This window comes from Bradyrhizobium sp. CCGUVB14 (genome assembly GCF_024199935.1).
Taxonomy (GTDB): Bacteria; Pseudomonadota; Alphaproteobacteria; order Rhizobiales; family Xanthobacteraceae; genus Bradyrhizobium.
Genome location: NZ_JANADS010000001.1, coordinates 8263832 through 8285827, shown reverse-complemented (window position 1 = coordinate 8285827; position 21996 = coordinate 8263832). Strand labels below are relative to the sequence as shown.

The 21996-nt window shown below is 65.2% G+C and carries 19 protein-coding genes; 17 read left to right on the top strand and 2 right to left on the bottom strand.

Annotation, left to right across the window (positions count from 1 at the left end):
• Genes NLM32_RS38780 through NLM32_RS38760 form a run of 5 tightly spaced genes read left to right on the top strand, consistent with a single transcriptional unit; the run spans nucleotide 1 to nucleotide 4416 of the window.
• On the top strand, nucleotides 1-1197 hold the full coding sequence (locus NLM32_RS38780; RefSeq protein WP_254133938.1) for an FAD-binding oxidoreductase: 1197 nt from the start codon (nucleotides 1-3) through the stop codon (nucleotides 1195-1197).
• A gap of 29 nt (nucleotides 1198-1226) precedes the next feature.
• The gene (locus NLM32_RS38775) at nucleotides 1227-1523 is read left to right on the top strand and encodes a (2Fe-2S)-binding protein (RefSeq protein ID WP_027545620.1); all 297 of its coding nucleotides are present in this window, start codon (nucleotides 1227-1229) and stop codon (nucleotides 1521-1523) included.
• On the top strand, nucleotides 1520-2938 hold the full coding sequence (locus NLM32_RS38770) for an NAD(P)/FAD-dependent oxidoreductase (protein ID WP_254133937.1): 1419 nt from the start codon (nucleotides 1520-1522) through the stop codon (nucleotides 2936-2938). The genes NLM32_RS38775 and NLM32_RS38770 overlap by 4 nt, the downstream gene beginning before the upstream one ends.
• Nucleotides 2935-4056, top strand: coding sequence for an FAD-binding oxidoreductase (locus tag NLM32_RS38765; RefSeq protein ID WP_254133936.1), 1122 nt, complete (start codon nucleotides 2935-2937; stop codon nucleotides 4054-4056). The genes NLM32_RS38770 and NLM32_RS38765 overlap by 4 nt, the downstream gene beginning before the upstream one ends.
• Before the next feature lie 12 nt (nucleotides 4057-4068).
• Nucleotides 4069-4416, top strand: a complete 348-nt coding sequence (locus NLM32_RS38760) for a RidA family protein (protein WP_254133935.1) — start codon at nucleotides 4069-4071, stop codon at nucleotides 4414-4416.
• A 5-nt stretch (nucleotides 4417-4421) separates the two neighbouring features.
• On the opposite strand, the gene NLM32_RS38755 is transcribed toward NLM32_RS38760, so the two are convergent.
• Complete coding sequence (locus tag NLM32_RS38755; RefSeq protein WP_256562367.1) at nucleotides 4422-5288, bottom strand: LysR family transcriptional regulator; 867 nt, start codon at nucleotides 5286-5288, stop codon at nucleotides 4422-4424.
• 170 nt (nucleotides 5289-5458) lie between these two features.
• Here NLM32_RS38755 and NLM32_RS38750 point away from each other — a divergent pair, with 170 nt between their 5' ends.
• The 5 genes from NLM32_RS38750 to NLM32_RS38730 all read left to right on the top strand — a co-directional run bounded on the left by NLM32_RS38750 (nucleotide 5459) and on the right by NLM32_RS38730 (nucleotide 11164).
• On the top strand, nucleotides 5459-6817 hold the full coding sequence (locus NLM32_RS38750) for an MFS transporter (RefSeq protein ID WP_254133933.1): 1359 nt from the start codon (nucleotides 5459-5461) through the stop codon (nucleotides 6815-6817).
• On the top strand, nucleotides 6814-7314 hold the full coding sequence (locus NLM32_RS38745; protein ID WP_254133932.1) for a GAF domain-containing protein: 501 nt from the start codon (nucleotides 6814-6816) through the stop codon (nucleotides 7312-7314). Before NLM32_RS38750 ends, NLM32_RS38745 begins: the two co-directional genes overlap by 4 nt.
• Before the next feature lie 12 nt (nucleotides 7315-7326).
• Nucleotides 7327-8574, top strand: coding sequence for an amidohydrolase family protein (locus NLM32_RS38740; RefSeq protein WP_254133931.1), 1248 nt, complete (start codon nucleotides 7327-7329; stop codon nucleotides 8572-8574).
• Between the two features lie 143 nt (nucleotides 8575-8717).
• The gene (locus NLM32_RS38735) at nucleotides 8718-10307 is read left to right on the top strand and encodes an ABC-F family ATP-binding cassette domain-containing protein (protein WP_254133930.1); all 1590 of its coding nucleotides are present in this window, start codon (nucleotides 8718-8720) and stop codon (nucleotides 10305-10307) included.
• A 116-nt stretch (nucleotides 10308-10423) separates the two neighbouring features.
• Nucleotides 10424-11164, top strand: coding sequence for an SDR family oxidoreductase (locus tag NLM32_RS38730; RefSeq protein WP_254133929.1), 741 nt, complete (start codon nucleotides 10424-10426; stop codon nucleotides 11162-11164).
• A gap of 182 nt (nucleotides 11165-11346) precedes the next feature.
• On the opposite strand, the gene NLM32_RS38725 is transcribed toward NLM32_RS38730, so the two are convergent.
• Nucleotides 11347-12675 (bottom strand): dicarboxylate/amino acid:cation symporter, encoded by a 1329-nt coding sequence (locus NLM32_RS38725; RefSeq protein WP_254133928.1) that lies wholly within the window; start codon nucleotides 12673-12675, stop codon nucleotides 11347-11349.
• A 124-nt stretch (nucleotides 12676-12799) separates the two neighbouring features.
• Here NLM32_RS38725 and NLM32_RS38720 point away from each other — a divergent pair, with 124 nt between their 5' ends.
• The 7 genes from NLM32_RS38720 to NLM32_RS38690 all read left to right on the top strand — a co-directional run bounded on the left by NLM32_RS38720 (nucleotide 12800) and on the right by NLM32_RS38690 (nucleotide 21866).
• On the top strand, nucleotides 12800-14119 hold the full coding sequence (locus NLM32_RS38720) for a solute carrier family 23 protein (RefSeq protein WP_254133927.1): 1320 nt from the start codon (nucleotides 12800-12802) through the stop codon (nucleotides 14117-14119).
• Nucleotides 14120-14191: 72 nt separating this feature from the next.
• Entirely contained in the window at nucleotides 14192-15028 is an 837-nt protein-coding gene (locus NLM32_RS38715) for an SDR family oxidoreductase (protein ID WP_254133926.1), read from the top strand.
• Nucleotides 15029-15174: 146 nt separating this feature from the next.
• Nucleotides 15175-15795, top strand: coding sequence for a hypothetical protein (locus NLM32_RS38710; protein ID WP_254133925.1), 621 nt, complete (start codon nucleotides 15175-15177; stop codon nucleotides 15793-15795).
• 212 nt (nucleotides 15796-16007) lie between these two features.
• The gene (locus NLM32_RS38705; RefSeq protein WP_254133924.1) at nucleotides 16008-17138 is read left to right on the top strand and encodes a helix-turn-helix transcriptional regulator; all 1131 of its coding nucleotides are present in this window, start codon (nucleotides 16008-16010) and stop codon (nucleotides 17136-17138) included.
• A gap of 37 nt (nucleotides 17139-17175) precedes the next feature.
• Nucleotides 17176-17982, top strand: a complete 807-nt coding sequence (locus NLM32_RS38700; RefSeq protein WP_254133923.1) for an NAD-dependent protein deacetylase — start codon at nucleotides 17176-17178, stop codon at nucleotides 17980-17982.
• Nucleotides 17983-18123: 141 nt separating this feature from the next.
• Nucleotides 18124-20208, top strand: coding sequence for a hydantoinase/oxoprolinase family protein (locus NLM32_RS38695; protein WP_254133922.1), 2085 nt, complete (start codon nucleotides 18124-18126; stop codon nucleotides 20206-20208).
• A 2-nt stretch (nucleotides 20209-20210) separates the two neighbouring features.
• Nucleotides 20211-21866, top strand: coding sequence for a hydantoinase B/oxoprolinase family protein (locus tag NLM32_RS38690; RefSeq protein WP_254133921.1), 1656 nt, complete (start codon nucleotides 20211-20213; stop codon nucleotides 21864-21866).
• Nucleotides 21867-21996 lie beyond the last annotated feature (130 nt).

The window sequence follows — 21996 nt, the reverse complement described above, 5'->3', positions numbered from 1 at the left end:
ATGTCTAAAGCGTTTTCGAGCGAAGTGGACGCCGGTTCGCGTAAAGAAAACGCGTCTAAACAAAAGTCCTACTATGACGTCGCCGTCGTTGGCGGCGGATTGCTCGGCTCCGCCATTGCCTGGGGCCTCGGCCGGCTCGGCAAGAGCGTGGCCGTGCTCGACGAAGGCGACATCACCAAGCGTGCTTCGCGCGCGAATTTTGCGCTGGTCTGGGTGCAGAGCAAGGGCCTCGGCATGCCCGCCTATACGGTGTGGACCGTGCAGGCGTCGCAGGCCTGGGGGCGGCTCGCGTCCGAACTGAAGCAACAGACCGGGCTCGACGTCGCGCTCCAGCAGAACGGCGGCTTTCATCTCACGCTCGGCGAGGACGAATTCGGCCAGCGCACCGAACTGGTCAAGCGCATGCACAATCAGGTCGGCGCGGCCGACTACAAGATGGAGATGCTGTCCGCATCCGAGGTCAGGAAGTCGCTGCCGCTGATCGGTCCCGAAGTCTCGGGCGGCAGCTACTGTCCGCTCGACGGCCATGTCAATTCGCTGCGGACCTTCCGCGCCTTCCACACCGGGTTCAGGGAATTCGGCATCGACTATTTCCCCGAACAGCCGGTCTCGGCGATCAGCAAGAGTGGCGGCGAATTCCGCCTGACCACGCCGAAGGGCGAGCTCCGTGCCGCGAAGATTGTGCTCGCCGCCGGCAATGCCAACCAGACGCTGGCGCCGATGGTCGGCCTCTACGCGCCGATGGGGCCGACCCGCGGCCAGATCGTCGTGACCGAGCGCACCATGCCGTTCCTGCCGCATCCGCTGACCACGATCCGCCAGACCGACGAGGGTACGGTGATGATCGGCGACAGCAAGGAGGATGAGCTCGACGATCGCGCGCTGAAACATTCGATCAGCGCTGTCATGACCGATCGTGCGCAGCGGATGTTTCCGCATCTCGCGCGACTGAACGTGGTCAGGAGCTGGGCCGGCATTCGCGTCATGCCGCAAGACGGCTTTCCGATCTACGACCAGTCGGAGACGCATCCCGGCGCCTTCGTCGCCTGCTGCCATTCGGGCGTGACGCTGGCCTCCAACCATGCCTTCGAGATCGCGCGCATGGTTGCGCAAGGCGCGCTCGAACCGGAACTGGTCGGCGCGTTCTCCGCCAGCCGCTTCGGCGGCGCGGGAGCGGCGAACAACAGCGGCTATTAGAAACATTTGAAGGAGCCAAGAGGCATCCCATGTTTAGACGATCCGAACAGGACAAGCGGCCGCAGGTGCAGATCTTCGTCGACGGCGTCGCCGTCGCGGCGCGCCAGGGCGACACCGTCTCCGCCGCGCTGCTGGCGTCCGATCAGGACGCGCGCCGTTCCACGGCCGTGAGCGGCGCGCCGCGTCTGCCCTATTGCATGATGGGCGTGTGCTTCGACTGCCTCGTCACCATCGATGGCGTCGGCAATCGCCAGGGCTGCCTCGTGCCAGTGGCCGAGGGCATGCAGATTGAAATCCAGAAGGGCAAGCGGGAGATCGGACGATGAGCGTGGCTCCCAAGCGCGAAGAATACGATGTCGTCGTGATCGGCGCCGGGCCCGCCGGTCTCGCGGCCGCCGCGACATCAGCTGAAGCCGGCCTGTCGACGCTATTGCTTGACGAGAATATCGGTCCCGGCGGCCAGGTGTTTCGCGCGATCTCGTCGACGCCGGTGACCGACCGCGATCAGCTCGGCGCGGACTATTGGGTTGGTGCCGATCTCGTGCAGTCGCTCCGCGCGAGCAGTGCCGAGGTCATCCACCGTGCGACGGTCTGGAGCCTCGATCGCAACCTCGATATCGCCGTCTCGATCGGCGGCGCCTCGGCCTTCGTCAAGGCGAAGCGCGTCATCCTCGCGACCGGCGCGCTGGAGCGGCCATTTCCGATTCCCGGCTGGACGCTGCCGGGCGTGATGACGGCAGGCGCCGCGCAGACCATGCTGAAATCGTCGGCGCTGGTACCTGATGGCCGCACCGTGATCGCGGGGCAGGGGCCGCTGCTCTGGCTGCTCGCCGCGCAGATCCTGCGGCTCGGCGGTCGTATCGATCGCATTCTCGACACCACCGAGCGCGGCAATTATGTCGCCGCGCTGCCGCACGCCTTCGCCTTCCTGACCTCGCCCTATTTCACCAAGGGCCTGTCGATGATGCGTGAGGTCAAGGCCAAGGTGCAGGTCGTGTCCGGCGTCACTGAACTCTCTGCGGCTGGCGATGGCCAGCTCGCAAGCGTGAGTTATGTCGCCGGCGGCAGGCGTGAGACCATCCCTGCGGATCTGCTGTTGCTGCATCAGGGCGTCGTACCCAACGTCAACCTCGCGATGTCGGCCGACATCGAGCATCGCTGGGACGATCTGCAGCTGTGTTGGTCGCCCGTCCTCGATGCGAGCGGTAACTCCTCGGTCGCCGGCATCGCGGTCGCCGGCGACGGTGCCGGCATCGGTGGTGCGAATGCCGCCGTGGTGTGCGGCCGCATCGCGGCGCGCGCGGCAGTGGAGGCATTGGCGCCTGCGGCGGCGGCAAAGCTTCCCGCGATGGCGACGCTCCGTGCCCATCTCGCCAAGGCGGAGCGCGGCCGCGTCTTCCTCGACACGCTGTTCCGTCCCGCGCCGCAATTCCGCATTCCCGCGGGCGACACCATCGTCTGCCGCTGCGAAGAGGTCACCGCAAAGGAAGTTCTCGATTCCGTCGCGATCGGCGCGACAGGGCCGAACCAGCTCAAGGCCTATCGCCGCACCGGCATGGGCCCGTGCCAGGGCCGGCTCTGCGGCCTCACCGTCACCGAGCTGATGGCGCAGGCGCGTGGCAAGACCCCTCAGGAGATCGGCTATTACCGGCTGCGCGCGCCGGTGAAGCCGATCACGCTCGCCGAGCTCGCCGCCGTTCCGAAGAGCGAAGCGGATATCAAGGCCGTGGTACGCGGATGACCCAAAACGTGGATGCGATCGTCGTCGGCGGCGGCATCCACGGATGCTCGACCACGCTGCACCTGTGCCTCGCCGGTCTGAGGCCGGTGCTGATCGAGAAGGACTATGCCGGCCGGCACGCGTCCGGCGTCAATGCCGGCGGTGTCCGGCAGCTCGCGCGGCACATCCCCGAAATCCCGCTGTCGATCCGCTCGATGGGGATCTGGGAAAAGATCGCTGATCTCCTCGACGACGATTGCAGTTTTGAGAGCTACGGCCAGGTGCTGGTCGCGGAAAACGAAGAGGAGCTTGCCGTTTGCCGCGCGCGCGTCGCCGAGCTCAACGCGTTCGGCTTCACCCATGAAGAGCTGATTGATGCGACCGAGCTACGTCGCCTCGTGCCCGCTGTGGCGGAGACTTGTCCCGGCGGCGTCGTCTCGCGCCGGGACGGTGCAGCCAACCCCGCGCAGACGACGACGGCGTTTCGGCGCAAGGCCCAGCAGCTTGGCGCGACCGTGCGCGAGGGCGTAGCCGCCTCCAACATCCGCTATAGCGACGGCCTCTGGTACGTCGACGTCGGCACTGAAACCTTTGCCGCGCCGGTGCTCGTCAATGCGGCCGGCGCCTGGGCCGGCAAGATCGCCGCTGATCTCGGTGAGCCGGTGCCGGTCGAGACCGTGGCGCCGATGCTGATGATCACCTCGCGCGTGCCGCACTTCATCGATCCTGTCGTGATCCTGCGCGGACGAAAGCTTTCCTTCAAGCAATTCAAGAACGGCACCGTGCTGATCGGCGGCGGCCATCTGGCCACCCCCTATCAGGACCGCAACGAGACGGTGCTGGACTGGAAGAGCCTCGCGATCAGCGCGCGCACCGTGTTCGAGCTGTTCCCGGTGATGCGCAGCGCCACGATCGTCCGCGCCTGGGCCGGCATCGAGGCCAAGATGAAGGACGATATCCCCGTGTTCGGGCCGAGCAGCCGCCACAAGGGGCTCTATCACCAGTTCGGCTTCTCGCTGCACGGTTTTCAGCTCGGCCCCGGTGCCGGCGCCGTGATGGCGGAGCTGATCGTCAACGGCGGCACCCAGACGCGCATCAGCGATCTCGGCATCGACCGCTTCCATCCCTCCACGCTTTAGGAAGAAGACATCATGAGCATCACCCGCAGCATCCGCACGCCCATCATGCACCGCGCCGTCGAAGCCAATGGCTTCGTCTTCGTCGGCGGCACGATTGCTGACGACACCTCGGTCTCGATGGGCGATCAGACCCGCAACATCCTCGGCAAGATCGCCGGCTACCTGAAGGAGGTCGGCACCGACAAGAGCCGGATCGTCAGCGCCTCGATCTTCGTCACGGATCTCTCCAAGAAGAAGGAGATGGATGCGGCCTGGACCGAGTTCTTCGGCGACGATCTGCCGACCCGCGCCACCGTCGGCGTCGCCGATCTCGGTGGCGGCGCGCTGATCGAGGTGGTTGTCACCGCGCTCAAGGGCTGATCCGCTCAGTCCGATTTGGCGAACATCCCGACCAGGGTCTCGCGCAGCCAGCGCTGCGCGGGCACGGTGTCGTTGCGCTGGTGCCAGAACAGGCTGACGATGCGTGCCGGCGCCTTGAGCGGCAGCGGCATCGCATGCAGGAACGGCGCGTGGCGCGACTGCGAGCGGAGATCGCTTGGCAGTACGGCAATGAGGTCGGACTGCCGCACGGTCTCGTAGGCTGCGCTGTAATGGTTGACCGTCGCCACCAGATTGCGTGACAGCCCGCGCGAGGCGAGAAACAGATCGTAGGATGGCTGTGTCTTGCCGGCGAGGCTCACATCGACATGCCTTGCGTTGAGAAAGGCGCGCGTGCTCAGCCGCTTTTGTGCGGCGAGCGGATGGTCGCGCCGCATGAAGCAGGCATAGTCGACCGTCCATAGCGAGCGCGAGCGGATGGCGGCCGGCTGCTGCGCCTCGTTGACGTAAACGCTCAAGACACAGTCGACCCTGTTGTCCTCGAGCTGGTCGGCGATCTCCACGATGGTATTGGGAACGGTGTGCACGCGCGACTTCGGCGCGACCTTGCCGAGATGGTTCAGCAGGTCCGGCATCACCAGCGAAGCCACATAGTCCGACATCGACAGGGTGAATTCGGTCTGGGCGCGGCCGGGATCGAACACCTGCTCGTCGAGCGCGCCGCGCACGCTTTCCAGGGCTTCGCCGATCGGCTGCCACAGCACGACGGCGCGTTGCGTGGGGCGGATGCCGGTGCCGGATCGCACGAACAGGGGATCGCCGAGCGCGTCGCGCAGGCGCGCGAGTGCGTTGCTGACGGCGGGCTGGGTCATTGTCAGCGCGCTCGCGGCGCGCGTGACGCTGCCCTCGGTCATCAGCGCCTCGAAGACTTTCAGCAGGTTGAGGTCGAGCGCGCGGAACGACACACATTCACCGTGGTGATATATGAGATCAAGATTATAAATTATGACGATAATGTCACTTTGTCTATGCTTCGCTCCCGAACGACGCGCGGTGTGCCGGGCCGCAATCGAGGGGGATTTCCATGTCAATGATATCGGCGCGCATCGAGCGCCTTCCGTTCGCGCGCTTCCACATGCATCTCCTGCTGATGGGCGGGCTCGGCTACATGTTCGACGCGATGGACGCGGCGGTGCTGGCCTTCATCCTGCCGGTGCTGCGGACTGCCTGGAATTTGTCGAGCGTCGAGATCGGCGTGCTCGGCAGCAGCACCTATATCGGCTTCCTGTTCGGAGCCCTGTTCGCCGGCACGCTCGGTGACCTGATCGGGCGCCGTGCAGTGATGATGTCGGCGCTGGCGCTTTACTGCGTGGCGTCGATCGTCAGTGCCGTGGTCGATAGCTGGTCGGCGTTCTTCGCTGCACGCGTCGTCGCCGGCATGGGCACCGGCGCGGAGAGCGCGATCATCGCGCCCTATCTCGCGGAATTCGTGGCGCGGCGTTACCGCGGCAGCTTCACCGGCGCGCTGGCCGGCTTCTTCTCCTTCGGCTTCGTCGCGGCGGCCTTGCTCGGCTACTTCATCGTGCCCGCCTATGATAACGGCTGGCGTATCGTGCTGGTGATCACAGCAATACCCGTCGTCATGCTGTTGTGGTGGCGTCGGGCCCTTCCGGAATCGCCGCGCTGGCTCGAAAGCCGCGGACGGGAGAAGGAAGCCGAGGCTGTGCTTGATCGAATCGAGGCCGGCTTTGCGCGCGAGGGCCATGTCCTGCCGCCGCCGGTCGTCGAAGTTGCCCCGCCCGCCGGGACCGGCGGAACGCTGCTCGCCAATTTCGCGGCACTTCTGGCGGCCCGTCAGGCGCGCATCACCATCATGACCTGGATCATGTGGCTTGCGATCACCTTCAGCTATTACTCCTTCTTCGTCTGGATCCCCGGCCTTCTCGTCCAGAACGGCATGAGCATCACCAAGAGCTTCGGCTATTCGATCGCGATCTATTGCGCGCAGATCCCCGGCTATTTCAGTGCCGCCTATTTCAACGAGCGCATCGGCCGGCAGGCAACGATTGCGACCTACATGGTGCTCGCCGGAATCAGCGCGCTCGGTCTCGCCTTCGCGCAGACGGATCAGCACATCATGCTGGCGGGAATTCTGCTGTCTCTGTTCATGAACGGCACCTATGCGGGCGTCTATGCCTATACCGCCGAGGTATTCCCGACGCCGGTCAGGACCACCGGGGCCGGGCTTGCCTCCGCGATCGGCCGCATCGGTGCGATCGTGTCGCCGATCCTGGTCGGCTACCTCTATCCCAATTTCGGCTTCGCCGGCGTGTTCGGCGTCACCACCACCGTGCTGCTGCTCGGGGCGGTCACGGTCGTGCTGATGGGCGTGCCGACGCGCGGCCGGTCTCTGGAAGAGATCGCGGCGGGCGAGGTTGCATGATGCGAACCAAAACAATGGCTGATCCCTGGCTCTGCGCCGTCGCGGCAGCGCAGAGCAGCGTCGATCAGCCGAAGGCGTTGTTCGCAGCGCTCGACCAGGCCATGAAGTCGGCGATCGGGCACAAGCTGTTTACGATCCTGACTTACGACGACGCCAGCGGCGAAGCCGCGCGGGTCTATTCCAATCTTCCCGGGCCCTATCCTGCGGGCGGGCGCAAGCGCCTGGCGCCGGGGCCGTGGACCGAGGCGGTGCTCGACCGTGGCGAGGCCTATATCGGCCGCACGCTGGACGATCTGCGCAACGTGTTTTCCGACCACGAGCTGATTGCCTCGCTTGGTTGCGCGAGCGTGCTCAACATGCCCGTGCGCTGGCGTGGACGCACGCTCGGCTCGCTCAATCTGCTGCACGAGGCGGCCTGGTACGACGAGGACGACGTCGCGGCCTGTCTCCCCTTTGCCCAATTGACATTGCCGGCACTTCTGGCGCCGGCGTCCTGACAGGAAACCACCATGCCCAGCATCCTCTTCAAGAATGCCGCTCTGCTTGACCCGCTTCAGCCGGAGCTGCTGACGAGCCATGACGTGCTGGTCGAGGACAATCTGATCAAGGAGGTCTCGGACCGGCCAATCAAGGTGACCGCCGATCGAACCATCGATGTGAAGGGCAAGACGCTGATGCCCGGCCTGATCGATCTCCACGTGCACACCATCGCGATCGAGCTGAACCTGGCGCAGCAGGTCCACATTCCCAACGTGCTGGTGACGCTGCGCTCGACGCTTCTGCTGCGCGGCATGCTGCGGCGAGGCTTCACGACCGTCCGTGATGCCGGAGGCGCCGGCCACGCGATGAAGCAGGCGATCGAGACCGGCCTGACCGACGGTCCGCGGCTGTTCGTGTCGGGCCGTGCGCTGAGCCAGACAGGCGGCCACGCCGACATGCGGGCGCGTTCCGATTACCTCGCTAGCGACACGGCCTGTCCGTGCTGCGTGCGCGTCGGTGCGTTGGGGCGTGTTGCCGACGGTGTCGACGGCGTGCGCAAGGCTGTGCGCGAGGAGCTCCAGATGGGGGCCGACCAGATCAAGATCATGGCGTCCGGCGGCGTTGCCTCGCCGACCGATCCGGTCGGCGCCTTCGGCTACTCCGAGGACGAGATCCGCGCCATCGTCGAGGAGGCGCAGGGCCGGCAGACCTATGTGCTGGCTCATGCCTATACCGCGGCGGCGATCGCGCGCGCGGTTCGCTGCGGCGTCCGCACCATCGAGCACGGCAATCTCGTCGACGAGCCGACTGCGCGTCTGATGGCCGAGAAGGGCGCCTATGTGGTGCCGACGCTCGTGACCTATGAAGCCCTTGCCAATGAGGGCGCGCAATACGGCCTGCCGCCGGAGAGCGTCGCCAAGATCGCCGACGTCCGCGATGCCGGCCTGCGCTCGCTCGAGATCTATCGCAAGGCCGGGGTGAAGATGGGCTATGGCAGCGATCTGCTTGGACCATCGCAGCGCCTCCAGAGCGATGAATTCCGCATTCGCGCCGAGATCCAGGGCGCACGCGAGGTCATCGCCAGTGCGACCGTGATCGGGGCGGAGGTGCTCGGCATGGAGGGCAAGCTCGGCCGGATCGTGCCCGAAGCTTTTGCCGACTTGCTGGTGGTTGATGGCAACCCGTTGCGTGACGTGACCTGCCTGCTCGGGCAGGGCGAGCACATCCCGCTGGTGATGAAGGCGGGCAAGGTCCAGTTCGACAGGCTGGCCGCATAACCCTGAGGCAATAAGATCCCGCCGAGGACATGGCTTGATCTTGTCGCCCGGCGGGATTATGAGCGGGCTCTCAACAAGGATATTCGCAGCCATGGATTTCACCCCGACCGCAACGCCGATCCGCATTGCTCACGGGGAATTCCATGCCTGCTTCAATCATCCTGTCGCGCCTGTCACTGTCCACGCCTGACGGCCGCTCGCTCCTTTCCAACATCGATCTGACCTTCGGCTCCGAGCGCGCCGGTCTTGTCGGCCGCAATGGCGTCGGCAAGACAACGCTCTTCGCCGCAATCACGGGCGAGCACCTTCCGCAGTCGGGGCGTCTGATCGCCAACGCTACCGTCGGGCTGCTGCGCCAGGACGCCCAGCTTCGTGCCGGCGCGACGGTGGTCGACCTCTTCGGCGCGCGCGCTGCCCTGGACCTGCTTCGCCGTGCCGAGCGCGGCGAAGCCTCGGCCGAGGATGTCGCCGATGTCGACTGGACCCTGGAAACACGGCTCGCGTCCGCCCTTGCCCGCGTTGGCTTCGATATCGCCGCCGATACGGAATTGGACCGCTTGTCGGGCGGGCAGGTCACGCGCGTTCGTCTCGCCGCGCTGCTCTTCACCGAGCCGGACTTCCTGTTGCTGGACGAGCCCACCAACAATCTCGATCGGGACGGGCGCCGTGCCGTGATCGATCTGCTGGCCGCCTGGCGCGGCGGCGCGATCGTCGTCAGCCACGACCGCGCGCTGCTGGAGACGATGGACGCCATCGTGGAACTGACCTCGCTGGGCGCCACGAGATACGGCGGCAATTGGAGCAGCTATCGCGTGCAGAAGGCTGTCGAGCTCGCCGCCGTCAGGCACGACCTCGCCCATGCCGAGAAGCATCTGTCCGAGATCGACGGCAAGGCGCAGGAGGCGGTCGAGCGCAAGGCGCGCAAGGACAGTGGCGGAATGGCGAAGCGCGCCAAGGGCGACATGCCGCGTATTCTCGCCGGTGCGCGTCGGGATCGCAGCGAGGACAGCGGCGGCAAGACTGCGCAGATCACGGAGAGGCGGCGCGCGGAAGCGCTTGATGCGGTCGATACCGCACGCCGACGCATCGAGATCCTCCAGCCGCTGTCCGTCAAGCTACCCTCGACGCAGCTGCCGGCGGGGAGGGAGGTGGTTTGGCTCGATCGCGTCAGCGCGGGCTATCAGCCGGAGCGGCCGATCCTGCGCGATCTATCGCTCACCATCGTTGGGCCGGAGCGCGTCGCGATCATCGGACCGAATGGCTCCGGCAAGACGACGCTGCTGAAACTCATCGCCGGTGAGCTCCCCTCCAGCTCGGGCGCCGTGCGGGTCAGGCCGGATTTTGCGCTGTTCGACCAGAAGGTCAGCCTGCTCGATCCCGCGGTCTCGATCCTGGACAATTTCGCGCGCCTCAATCCAAGGGCGGGCGCGAACGAGTGCCATGCCGCGCTGGCGCGCTTCATGTTTCGCGCCGATGCGGCCTTGCAGATCGCCGGCAGCCTGAGCGGCGGGCAGCTGTTTCGGGCGGGCCTCGCCTGCGTGCTGGGCGGATCGGCGCCGCCTTCGCTGCTCATTCTGGACGAGCCGACCAATCATCTGGACCTCGAGTCCATCGAAGCCGTCGAAGCCGGCTTGAGGGCCTATGACGGCGCGCTGCTCGTCGTCAGCCATGACGAGGCGTTCCTGCAGGCGATCGGGATCACGCGGCGGCTCGATTTCGCCGCCTCGGGGTGATTGTTCGGCATGGCAGAACAATGATACCGGCGGCCGGCTGATTATCTTTCGCCGGAAAAGGGGCAAGTCCTCCCGTGTCAGCCGCAAGCAGCGGCCGGGAACCACGGAGAAGGCAAATGTCCAACGCAAGCAAACAGGTCGCCATTGTCACCGGGGGCTCGCGCGGCATTGGGGCTGCGATTGCCGAACGGCTCGCCGGCGACGGCTTTGCCGTTGTCATTAACTATGCCGGCGGCGCGGCCGAAGCCGAGGCGCTGGCCGCCAGGATCGCGCAGGCCGGTGGCCGGGCCATCACCGCGCAGGCCGACGTCAGCGACGCAGCCGCGGTGACGCGGATGTTCGACGCGGCGGAGAGCGCGTTCGGTGGCGTCGATGTGCTGGTCAACAATGCCGGTGTCATGCGGCTGGCGGCGGTTGCGGATGCCGACGATGCCGTCTTCGACAGCCAGATCGCGATCAATCTGAAAGGCACCTTCAACACGCTGCGCGAGGCAGCACGCCGGCTGCGCAATGGTGGGCGCATCGTCAATCTGTCGTCGAGCCAGGCCGGTCTCCTGTCTCCGACCTACGGCATCTATGCGGCGACCAAGGCGGCAGTCGAGGCTCTGACCCATGTGCTGGCCAAGGAGCTGCGTGGCCGCAACATCACCGTGAATGCCGTAGCGCCCGGTCCGACTGCAACGAAGCTGTTTCTGGATGGCAAGACCCCGGCGGTGATCGATCATCTCGCCAAGCTCGCGCCGTTGGAGCGGCTGGGCCAGCCCACGGATGTCGCGGCCGCGGTCTCGTTTCTCGCTGGCCCCGATGGTGGCTGGATCAACGGACAGGTGCTGCGCGCCAATGGCGGGATCATCTGATCCCGCCCCGCAGATCCTGCTGCAATTCTTCAAAAACCCGACGCCCTGCCCCCAGCGCGTCGGGTGGAATGAATGAGTATCAATCGGTGATCCCAACGCCTTGTTGTGACGCGTGCTGCACCAATTGACCACTCCGGGAAACTACCGCGACGGAACCGACTCACCTGGTGTCGAGCGGTGCGTTACGCACTGCCGCCAGGCTCCAGCGCTTCGCCCATCTCCAGCGGATGCGCCATGGTCTCGTGCAGCGCCTCGCGGTCGAGCTCTCCCTCCGAGATGCTGATGACGACGCAGGCGACGCCGTTGCCGATCAAATTGGTCAGAGCGCGGCACTCGCTCATGAACTTGTCGATACCGACCAGGATCGCGATCGACTGGATCGGGATATCAGGCACGATCGAGAGCGTCGCGGCGAGCGTGATGAAGCCGGCGCCGGTCACGCCCGATGCGCCCTTCGAGGTGATCATCGCGATGCCCAGAATGCCGAGCTCCTGCCAGATCGTCAGATGCGTGTTGGTGGCCTGTGCAAGGAACAGCGTCGCCAGCGTCATGTAGATGTTGGTGCCGTCGAGGTTGAAGCTGTAACCGGTCGGAATCACGAGGCCGACCACCGAGCGCGAGGCGCCGAGATGCTCCATCTTCTGGATCATCTGCGGCAGCACCGTCTCGGATGACGAAGTGCCGAGCACGATCAGCAATTCGTCCTTGATGTAGGCGATGAAGCGCAGGATCGAGAAGCCGGCGAGCCTCGCGATCGAGCCCAGCACGATCAACACGAACAGGATGCTGGTGAGATAGAACGTGCCGATCAGGGCGGCGAGGTTGAGCAGCGAGCCGAGGCCGTAGGCGCCGACGGTGAACGCCATCGCGCCGAACGCGCCGATCGGCGCCACGCGCACGATGATGCGGATGATGCCGAAGAACATCTTTGCGGCCTTGTCGATCGCCTCCGCGATCGGCTCGCCGGTCTTGCCGAGGAAGGCGATGGCGAAGCCGGAGAGGATGGAGACCAGCAGCACCTGCAACAGGTCGCCGCGCGCGATGGCGCCCACATAGCTGTCCGGGATGATCGCCATCAGATGGGCGACGATGCCGTCTTCGTGCGCCTTGGTCACATAGGTCGCCACCGATTTCGGATCGATCGTGGAAGGATCGATGTTGAAGCCGCGCCCGGGCTGGAGAATCTCGCCGACCAGGAGGCCGATGGCGAGCGCGACGGTCGAGACCGTCTCGAAATAGATCAGCGACTTCAATCCGACCCGGCCGACACGCTTGAGGTCGCCCATCGAGGAGATGCCGTGCACCACGGTGCAGAAGATCACCGGCGCGATCATCATCTTGATCAGCGCGATGAAGGCGTCACCGAGCGGCTTCAAGTCCTTGCCGAGGTCCGGATAGAAATAACCGATCAGCACCCCGAGCACGATCGCGATCAGCACCTGGACATAGAGGATCTTGTACCAGGGCTGGTGCCGGCGATGGACGGCTGGCTGGATCGCGACTTGTGTCATATGGCTTGCCCCGGAACGCTTTGATCTTGCATGATTTACATCATGTGATGTTCGCCGCATAAGCAACAATCACATTTTTGTCGGATCGCACGAAGATCAATCGCTGCACCGCAATGGGGGGAACATGTCGAACGCAACGGGCTCGGACGAGCACGCGAACAGCTATTTTCCGCGTTGGAAGCTGAAGACCTCGGGCGTGATCATGCCGGAGGAGCGGCTGCCGTGGGGCCAGACCATCGTCTCCGGTCTCCAGCATTGCGTTGCAATGTCGGGATCGACGATCATCGCGCCGCTGCTGATGGGGTTCGATCCCAATGTTGCGGTCCTGTTCTCCGGCGTCGGCACGCTGATCTTCTTCGTCATCGTTGCGGGACGCGTGCCGAGCTATCTCGGCTCGAGCTTCGCGTTCATTGCCGTCGTCCTCGCCTCCACCAGCTATGCCGGGCATGGGCCGAACCCGAACCTGTCGGTTGCGCTCGGCGGCATCGTCGCGGCCGGTGTGCTGTACGGCGTGATCGCGCTGATCGTGATGTGGTCGGGGATCGGTTGGGTCGAGCGTTTGATGCCGCCGGCCGTCACCGGCGCCGTGGTTGCCGCGATCGGCCTCAACCTCGCGCCCGTGGCGGTCAAGGCGGTGAGCGCCAATGCGTTCGAGACCTGGATCGGGCTCGCGACGGTTCTGATCATCGGTGTGCTCGCCGTGGCCGCCCCGGGGCTTTGGCGCCGACTGCCGATCATCCTCGGCGCGATCGGTGGATATCTGTTGTACCTGCTGTTCGCGAACGGCCTGGGCTTCGGCAAGCCGATCGACTTCACGCAGCTTTCGGCGGCGCCGTGGTTCGGCCTGCCGAACTTCACGACGCCGACCTTCCATGCCGATGCGATCTTTCTGATCGCGCCGGTCGCGGTCATTCTGGTCGCCGAGAACCTCGGTCACATCAAGGCGGTCGGCGCCATGACGGGCCGTAGCCTCGATGGCTATCTCGGCCGCGCCTTGTTCGCCGACAGCCTCGCGACGATCGTGGCCGGCTGCGGCGGCGGCACCGGCGTCACCACCTATGCCGAGAACATCGGCGTCATGGCGGCGACGAAGGTCTATTCGACCTTGCTGTTTGCCTTCGCCGCAACCGGGTCGCTGTTGCTCGGCTTCTCGCCGAAATTCGGCGCGCTGATCCTGTCGATCCCGGGTCCCGTCATCGGCGGCCTTTCGATCGTGCTGTTCGGATTGATCGCGGCGATGGCCGGCCGGATCTGGGTCGAGAACAAGGTCGATTTCGCCAACCCGGCGAACCTGATCACCGTCGCCGTGGCGCTGACCGCAGGCGCCGGCGATCTCACGCTGAAATTCGGTGCGTTCACCCTCGGCGGGATCGGCACCGCCACCTTTGGCGCCATTATTCTGTACCAGATCCTGACTTCGCCGATCGCGCGCCGCGCGGAATGAATCCCAGCGATGCGTTGACGGATGGAACAAAAGACCGGTTCCATCCATGATGATGCATTCCGGAGAAAGCTCATGCCACAGACCGACCTCTCAGCTACCTTTCCCTCACGCCTTGTCGGCCGATATGCGATGGTGACCGGCGCGTCCCAGGGCATCGGCCGCGCCGTTGCTGTCAGGCTCGCCCAGGAAGGGGCGACTGTTGCCATCAATTATGTCGATCACCCCGAGAAGGCGGAGGAGACGCTTGCGCTCGCAAGGACCGGATCGGGCGATCGCGGCCACGGCAAGCTCGATCATGTCATCGTCAAGGCCGACGTCAGCAACGACGATGAGGTGGCTGCGATGTTCGAGACGATCCTGGCACGTTGGAAGCGTCTCGATTGTCTCGTCAACAATGCCGGCTTCCAGCGGGAATCGCCGAGCGAGGCGCTCGATATCGAAACCTATCGCCGCATCATCGACGTCAACCTCAATGGCGCCGTGCTCTGCGCGCAGAAGGCCCTCGCGCATTTCGTTGCGCGCGGCGGGGCCGGCTGCATCATCAATTGCTCCAGCGTGCATCAGATCATCCCCAAGCCGGGCTATCTCGCTTATTCGATCAGCAAGGGCGGCATGGCCAATCTGACCCGCACATTGGCGCTGGAATTTGCCGGCCGCGGCATCCGCGTCAATGCGGTCGGTCCTGGCGCGATCGACACGCCGATCAATGCGGCATGGACCGGCGATGCCGACAAGCGCGCCAACGTCGCGAGCCATATCCCGCTCGGGCGCGTCGGCGCACCGGAAGAGATCGCCGCCGTCTTCGCCTTCCTTGCCTCGGATGATGCCAGCTACATCACCGGGCAGACCATCTATGCCTGCGGGGGGCTGACGTTGTTTCCGGAGTTTCGCGACAATTGGGCGAGCTGACCCCGGGAAGTCTCGCGATGCAATCCAGCAACAGTCGGAAAGAACCGCAGCCTCGGCGCGATACCCACAGGCGAACTCAACCGAACGGTTGATGTCCGATCCTGTCTCCTGGCCCACAGTCCCGGCGGCTCGGAGGTCTGCTTGCAATGAAACTGCGATGGTTGGGCGCAGGCCTGGGGCTTCTGGTTCTTGGGCTTTTAGTTCTTGGGCTTGTCGTGGCCGATGCGGTGACGACGTCTGCGCAGCAGACGCCGCCACAGCCGCATCAGGCTGCGCCCCCGCAGCAGCAACCGGCAGCCAAGCCCGCCAATATCGACCGCAACGGCGTGTTGATGCTGATCCGCTCGACGCTGCTTGCGGTCGATCAGGCCAACAAGACCGGCAACTACACGGTGCTGCGCGATCTCGGCGCGCCGGGCTTCCAGGTCAACACCGCGGCAAGGCTCGCGGAGATTTTTGCCAAGCACCGCGGCGACAAGCTCGATCTCTCCGGTGTCGCCGTCATCGATCCGCAATTATCGCTGCTGCCGCAGATCGAGCCAAACGGGCTGTTGCACATGGCCGGGTTTTTTCCATCGGTGCCGTCGCAGGTGAATTTTGAACTGCTGTTCGCGCCGGTCGACGGGCAATGGCGTGTGTTCGGCGTGTCGTTGTCAGTCGGGCAGTCCGCGCCGGTCGCGCCTGCTGCGCCGGAACCGCCGGCGGCCAAGGCCGTGGTGTCGCAAAAGCAGGCTGCGCCAACCAAGCCGAGCGCTCCCTCGAAATGATCAACGACGGTCCCGACCCCGTGACATCTTGCTCAACGAAACAGCAAAACGCTCACAGCGTAAGCCATCGGCAATGTCACGTCGCCGCTTCGGACATGGAGCCCTGCATCATTCGTACGGTTGAAGTTCTGCCGTCGCTGTCGACATCGTGATAGTGTGTGACTGAAGGCGCAAATGCCAAATGCCTTGTTCGAAATGCTTGAGAGCCGGCCGTGACGTCTGAAGCCGCTTTGCTTTCAGAGGTGATCGGCCTCGTCTACGACGCCGCACTCGATCCGAGCCTGTGGCCGCGTGCGCTGGAGCAAGCCTGCCTGTTCGTCGGCGGTTCCTCCGGCGCCTTGTTCTGGCACGACGCGGCCACCGAGCAAACCGCGGTGCTGCACCTCTTCAATGAAGCGCCGGACTTCACCAAGCTCTATCTCGAGAAATATCTTCCGTTGAATCCCTGCTTCCCGGCGGCCACGTTCTGCGAGGCAGGTCTCGTCTATGCATCCACCGACTTCGTCCCCTTCGAGGAGATGGCGGAGACGCGCTTCTACGAAGAGTGGATGAAGCCGCAGGGCATGATCGACGCGCTCGGGGCGAATCTGGAGAAGGGGGCAACCAATTCATCGATCGTCAGCGTGCGTTTGCATGAGAAGGACGGCCTCGTCAGCCCCGGCGCTCGCCACCGGTTCGCGCTGATCGTGCCGCATTTCCAGCGCGCGGTCTCGATCGGGCGGCTGTTCGATCAGAACAAGGCGGCTCAGGCGGTGTTGACCCAGACGCTCGACAGCGTCACGGCCGCCGTCTTTCTGGTTGGCCCCAACGGACGCCTCGTCTTCACCAACGCGCCCGGACGCATGGTGCTGGACGAGGCCGCGCTGGTCACTGAACGAAACGGATTGCTGTTCGCCGCCGCTCCCGAGGCGCAGCGCGCATTACGCGACGCGCTTGTCGCCGCCGAGAACGGCAATGTGCCGGCCGACAGCGCCGGCCCGATCCCGCTCGCGACCTCGCAAGGCCGCTGGTTCGCCAACGTGCTGCCGCTCACCTCCGGCGACCGACAGCGCACCGGCGCGCTGCATTCCGCCGTCGCCGCCGTGTTCGTCCGCAAGACCTCGCCCGCAAGTCCGCCGCCGCTGGAGGCGCTGGCAAAGCTCTACAAGCTCACGGCCAGCGAGATCCGCGTGCTCGATGCCGTCATGAAGGTGAGCGGTGTGAAGGCCCTTGCCGTGGCCCTCGGCCTGACGCAGGCGACGGTCAAGACGCATCTCCACAATGTCTTCCGCAAAACCGGCACCGCGCGACAGAGCGAGCTCGTGAAGCTGATCGCCGGATTCGAGCCGCCCGCGCGGCCGTGATCTGGCAAAACCGGTCGGCGCAGACTACATCTGCGCCATGACAAACCCCCCGCTCAAGGAATTCGTCGGCCGGCACGAAAAACTGTTCGTGCTGACCGGCGCGGGCTGCAGCACCAATTCGGGCATTCCCGACTATCGCGACAGCCACGGCAACTGGAAGCGGACCCAGCCGGTCAACTTCCAGGCCTTCATGTCCGAAGAGCTCACGCGCCAGCGCTACTGGGCGCGTAGCCTGATCGGCTGGCGGCGATTCGGCCAGGCCCGCCCGAACGATGCGCATCATGCGCTCGCCCGGCTCGAGGCGAGCGGGCGGTGCGAGATGCTGCTGACCCAGAATGTCGACCGGCTGCATCAATCCGCCGGCCACCGGCAGGTGATCGATTTGCACGGACGGCTCGATCTGGTCCGCTGCATGGGCTGCGGGGCTAAGACGCCGCGCAACGAATTCCAGGATGCGCTCGGCCGCGCCAATGCTGAGTGGCTGACGCTCGATGCGGCGGACGCGCCTGATGGCGACGCCGATCTGGAGCATGCGGATTTCTCCTCGTTCAACGTGCCTGCGTGCGAAGCCTGCGGCGGCATTCTCAAGCCCGACGTCGTGTTCTTCGGAGAAAACGTCCCGCGCGATGTGGTGGCGACCGCGCAGGATCATCTGGCGCAGGCCGACGCGATGCTGATCGTCGGGTCGTCACTGATGGTCTATTCCGGCTTCCGCTTCGTGAAGGCTGCCGCGGATCGCCAGATTCCGATCGCCGCGATCAATCTCGGACGCACCCGCGCCGACGATCTTCTGACGCTCAAGGTCGAGGAGCGCTGCGAGGCGGCGCTTGCATTCCTGCTCTGATCTGATGCGGCGCGAACACGTCTTGCCTATTGCATAGGTGCCAAGCAGAATAGCCTGGTGCAGCGTTCCGCGTGTGCCCGATGGCACGGAAATTGCTGTGTTTTTGCCCTCAGTCTTGACGATCAGCCGGAGAATTTTGGAATGCTTGAAGGAGCCGAAGTGCGGCTTGCCGTTGATATCGGTGGCACGTTCACCGACATCGTGCTGGACGTGGGCGAAGTACGCAAAACCCGCAAGGTGCTGACGACGCCGCAACGGCCCGAACAGGCGGTGCTGGACGGCATGCGTCTCATCCTCACCGATGCGCGCGCGCATATCAGCGACATCGACGTGTTCATCCACGGCACGACGCTGGCGACCAACGCCATCATCGAGCGGCGCGGTGCCAAAACGGCGCTGATCGCGACCGAGGGTTTTCGCGACGTGCTCGATATCGGCACCGAGAGCCGTTATGACCAGTATGACCTCAGCATCGACAAGCCGAAGCCGCTGGCGCCGCGCAGCCTGCGCTTCACCGTGCCCGAGCGCATTGACGCACATGGCGCGGTTCGCCTCCCGCTGGACGAAGCGGCCGTGCGTGCGCTCGCGCCAAGATTGCGTGAGCTGAGGGTCGAGAGCGTCGCGATCGCGTTCCTGCATTCCTACGCCAATCCCGAGCACGAGCGACGTACTGCCGCGATTTTGGGCGAGGAGATGCCCGGCATCTCCGTGACGGTATCGTCGGCCGTGTGTCCGGAAATCCGCGAATATGAGCGCACGTCCACCGCGGTGGCCAACGCCTATGTGCAGCCGCTGATCGACGGCTATCTCGCCCGCATGGCCGACGCCTTGCAGGTCGAGCAGTTCCGTGGCGCCATCTATCTCGTCACGTCAGGCGGCGGCGTCACCTCGATCGAGACGGCGCGGCGCTTTCCGGTGCGTCTGGTCGAATCCGGTCCCGCCGGCGGCGCCATCTTCGCGGCGCAGATCGCGGCGCGTCTCGGCGAGAGCAAGGTGCTCTCTTTCGACATGGGCGGCACCACGGCAAAGATTTGCCTGATCGAGAAATACCAGCCCGAGACTTCGCGCGTGTTCGAGGTCGATCGTGCCGCGCGCTTCCTCAAGGGCTCCGGCCTGCCGGTGCGCATTCCCGTGATCGAGATGGTCGAGATCGGCGCAGGCGGCGGCTCGATCGCCCATGTCGATGCGATGAAGCGTGTGACCGTCGGCCCCGAGAGCGCGTCCTCCGAACCGGGACCGGCCTGCTACGGCCGCGGCGGCCAGCGTCCGGCCGTGACCGATGCCGACGTCGCGCTCGGCATGATCGACCCCGACACCTTTGCGGCCGGCACGATCAAGCTGGATCCAGAGCTTTCGAAGCAGGCGCTGCTGCGCGATGTCGGCGAGGCGCTGGGCCTGTCGGCGGAAACCGCGGCCTATGCCGTGCACGAGGTCGTCTGCGAGAATATGGCGAGTGCGGCGCGCGTGCACGCGGTCGAGCGTGGCGAGATCGTTGGCCAGCACACGCTGATTGCCTTTGGCGGTGCCGCGCCGCTGCATGCTGCGCGTGTCGCCGAGAAGATCGGTGTTTCCAGGGTCATCGTGCCTTCGAACGCCGGCGTCGGTTCGGCGGTTGGCTTCCTCGCCGCGCCGATCGCCTATGAGCTCGTGCGCAGCCGCCACGTGCGGCTCGACGATTTCGATACGGCCGCAGTTTCCGAACTCCTGCAGGAAATGGTGACCGAAGCGCGTGCACTGGTCGAGCCAGGCGCTGCCGGCGCGCCGGTGCGCGAGCGCCGCGCCGCGTTCATGCGCTATGTCGGCCAGGGCCACGAGATCACCGTCGAGCTGCCGAACCGGTCGCTGACGTCGGCCGATCTCGCCGGCCTGCGGCAAAAGTTCGAGGCGGACTATTCGGCGATGTTCGAACGTCCGATCCCGGGCGCCGCGATCGAGGTGCTGAGCTGGTCGGTGCTTGCGACGACGGAGGCACGTAATCCCTCTGTTGTCGCCGCCGTCACGCGTAAGCCCGCGGCCAAGGCCTCCGGCAGCCGCAAATTCTTCGACGGCCGGGCAGGCGAGGTGATCGAGATCCCGCTCTATCGCCGCGAGGACATGGCGCCGGGCGCGACGATTGCGGGGCCTGCGGTGATCGCCGAGGACGAAACCTCCACCTTCGTCTCGAACAGTTTCGACGCACATATCGACGGTGCCGGCAGCATCGTCATGGAACGGAAGGCGGCCTGATCATGAGCAAGACCAAAGGCGCGAGCCTGATCGACCTCCAGATCATGTGGCACCGGCTGATCGCCGTGGTCGAGGAGCAGGGGCAGGTGCTGCTCCGCACCGCGTTCAGCCCGATCGTGCGCGAATGCGGCGACCTCTCGGCCGGCGTGTTCGACCTCAGGGGGCGGATGCTGGCACAGGCCGTGACCGGCACGCCCGGTCACGTCAATTCGATGGCGGAATCGGTCAAGCACTTCATCAATCATTTTCCGCTGGAGACGATGAAGCAAGGTGATGCCTACATCACCAACGATCCCTGGATGGGCACCGGCCATCTCAACGACTTCGTCGTCACCACACCCTGCTTCAAGGACGGCAAGATCGTCGCGCTGTTCTCCTGCACCAGCCATCTCATGGACATCGGCGGCATCGGCTTCGGCCCCGACGCCACCGACGTGTTCATGGAGGGGCTCTACATTCCCATGCTGAAGCTGATCGGCCAGGGCGTCGTCAACGAGACGCTGATGGCGATGATCCGCACCAACACGCGGCTGCCGATCGACACCGAGGGCGACACCTATTCGCTCGCCGGCTGCAACGACGTCGGCTGCGAGCGCCTGGTCGAGATGATGACCGAGTTCGGCATCGACACGCTCGACGAGCTCGGTGACTACATCTGTGATCGCTCGCGCGAGGCTGTGCTCGCCGAGATCGCGAAATTGCCGAAGGGCGCGTGGCGCAACACCATGGTGGTCGACGGCTACGATGCGCCGGTGACGCTCGCTGCGACGCTGACGATTTCGGACGAAGGCATCCACGTCGATTTCGACGGCACTTCGGCGGCCTCGAAGTTCGGCATCAACGTGCCGCTGTCCTACACCACGGCCTATACCGTGTTCGGCCTCGGCTGCGTCGTTGCCTCGCAGATCCCGAACAATGCCGGCTCGCTCTCGCCGCTGACGGTGTCGGCACCTCTGGGTGCGATCCTGAACGCGCCGAAGCCGGCACCGGTCGCCTCGCGCCACATTATCGGACAGATGCTGCCCGACGTCGTGTTCGGCTGCCTGCGCCAGATCATTCCCGAGCGCGTGCCTGCTGAAGGCACCTCGTGCCTGTGGAATCTCAACGTGCGCGGCCAGACCCGCTCGGGCGTCGGCGGCAATTACGGATTCTCGATGGCGGTGACCTCCAACGGCGGCACCGGTGCGCGCTTCGGCAAGGATGGCTTGTCGGCAACCGCCTATCCCAGCGGCGTGCGCGGTACGCCGGTCGAGATCGCCGAGACGCAGACGCCGCTGATCTTCTGGCGCAAGGAACTGCGTCCGGATTCCGGCGGAGCAGGGCGCACCCGCGGCGGCCTCGGCCAGATCATCGAGGTCGGCACCGGCATCGACGCGCCCTTCGATATCCTCGCGGCCTTCGATCGCATCGAGAATCCGCCACGTGGCCGTGACGGCGGCCAGAATGGCGAGGCCGGCTATGTCGGCCTGAAGTCCGGCCAGAAGATGCGCGGCAAGGGCTTTCAGACCATTCCGCCGGATGACCGGTTGGTGGTGATGACGCCGGGCGGCGCCGGCATCGGCGCACCGGGCGAGCGCGATCGCGCGGCGGTGCAGGACGATGTCGAGAGCGGGCTGGTGTCTTCGGACAAGGCCATGGCGATCTACGGACGCGGGTGAAGCGCTGACGATCTGGCCTTGCATCGCCTCGATCTTGGCGGTCGTGCACGACCGCCAAGACACTTCCGCCAAGACGACCACCAAGACATTTCGGTCCGGGATTTGTCGATCGAGACGAAACGGTCAGCGC

Excerpts from the sequence above, each read along its gene's own strand:
- NLM32_RS38770 (WP_254133937.1), top strand. The coding sequence starts at position 1,520 with ATGAGCGTGGCTCCCAAGCGCGAAGAATACGATGTCGTCGTGATCGGC.
- NLM32_RS38755 (WP_256562367.1), bottom strand. The coding sequence starts at position 5,288 with ATGACCGAGGGCAGCGTCACGCGCGCCGCGAGCGCGCTGACAATGACC.
- NLM32_RS38765 (WP_254133936.1), top strand. The coding sequence starts at position 2,935 with ATGACCCAAAACGTGGATGCGATCGTCGTCGGCGGCGGCATCCACGGA.
- NLM32_RS38750 (WP_254133933.1), top strand. The coding sequence starts at position 5,459 with ATGTCAATGATATCGGCGCGCATCGAGCGCCTTCCGTTCGCGCGCTTC.
- NLM32_RS38725 (WP_254133928.1), bottom strand. The coding sequence starts at position 12,675 with ATGACACAAGTCGCGATCCAGCCAGCCGTCCATCGCCGGCACCAGCCC.
- NLM32_RS38775 (WP_027545620.1), top strand. The coding sequence starts at position 1,227 with ATGTTTAGACGATCCGAACAGGACAAGCGGCCGCAGGTGCAGATCTTC.
- NLM32_RS38715 (WP_254133926.1), top strand. The coding sequence starts at position 14,192 with ATGCCACAGACCGACCTCTCAGCTACCTTTCCCTCACGCCTTGTCGGC.
- NLM32_RS38760 (WP_254133935.1), top strand. The coding sequence starts at position 4,069 with ATGAGCATCACCCGCAGCATCCGCACGCCCATCATGCACCGCGCCGTC.
- NLM32_RS38730 (WP_254133929.1), top strand. The coding sequence starts at position 10,424 with ATGTCCAACGCAAGCAAACAGGTCGCCATTGTCACCGGGGGCTCGCGC.
- NLM32_RS38720 (WP_254133927.1), top strand. The coding sequence starts at position 12,800 with ATGTCGAACGCAACGGGCTCGGACGAGCACGCGAACAGCTATTTTCCG.
- NLM32_RS38695 (WP_254133922.1), top strand. The coding sequence starts at position 18,124 with ATGCTTGAAGGAGCCGAAGTGCGGCTTGCCGTTGATATCGGTGGCACG.
- NLM32_RS38735 (WP_254133930.1), top strand. The coding sequence starts at position 8,718 with ATGCCTGCTTCAATCATCCTGTCGCGCCTGTCACTGTCCACGCCTGAC.
- NLM32_RS38710 (WP_254133925.1), top strand. The coding sequence starts at position 15,175 with ATGAAACTGCGATGGTTGGGCGCAGGCCTGGGGCTTCTGGTTCTTGGG.
- NLM32_RS38690 (WP_254133921.1), top strand. The coding sequence starts at position 20,211 with ATGAGCAAGACCAAAGGCGCGAGCCTGATCGACCTCCAGATCATGTGG.
- NLM32_RS38700 (WP_254133923.1), top strand. The coding sequence starts at position 17,176 with ATGACAAACCCCCCGCTCAAGGAATTCGTCGGCCGGCACGAAAAACTG.
- NLM32_RS38745 (WP_254133932.1), top strand. The coding sequence starts at position 6,814 with ATGATGCGAACCAAAACAATGGCTGATCCCTGGCTCTGCGCCGTCGCG.
- NLM32_RS38740 (WP_254133931.1), top strand. The coding sequence starts at position 7,327 with ATGCCCAGCATCCTCTTCAAGAATGCCGCTCTGCTTGACCCGCTTCAG.
- NLM32_RS38780 (WP_254133938.1), top strand. The coding sequence starts at position 1 with ATGTCTAAAGCGTTTTCGAGCGAAGTGGACGCCGGTTCGCGTAAAGAA.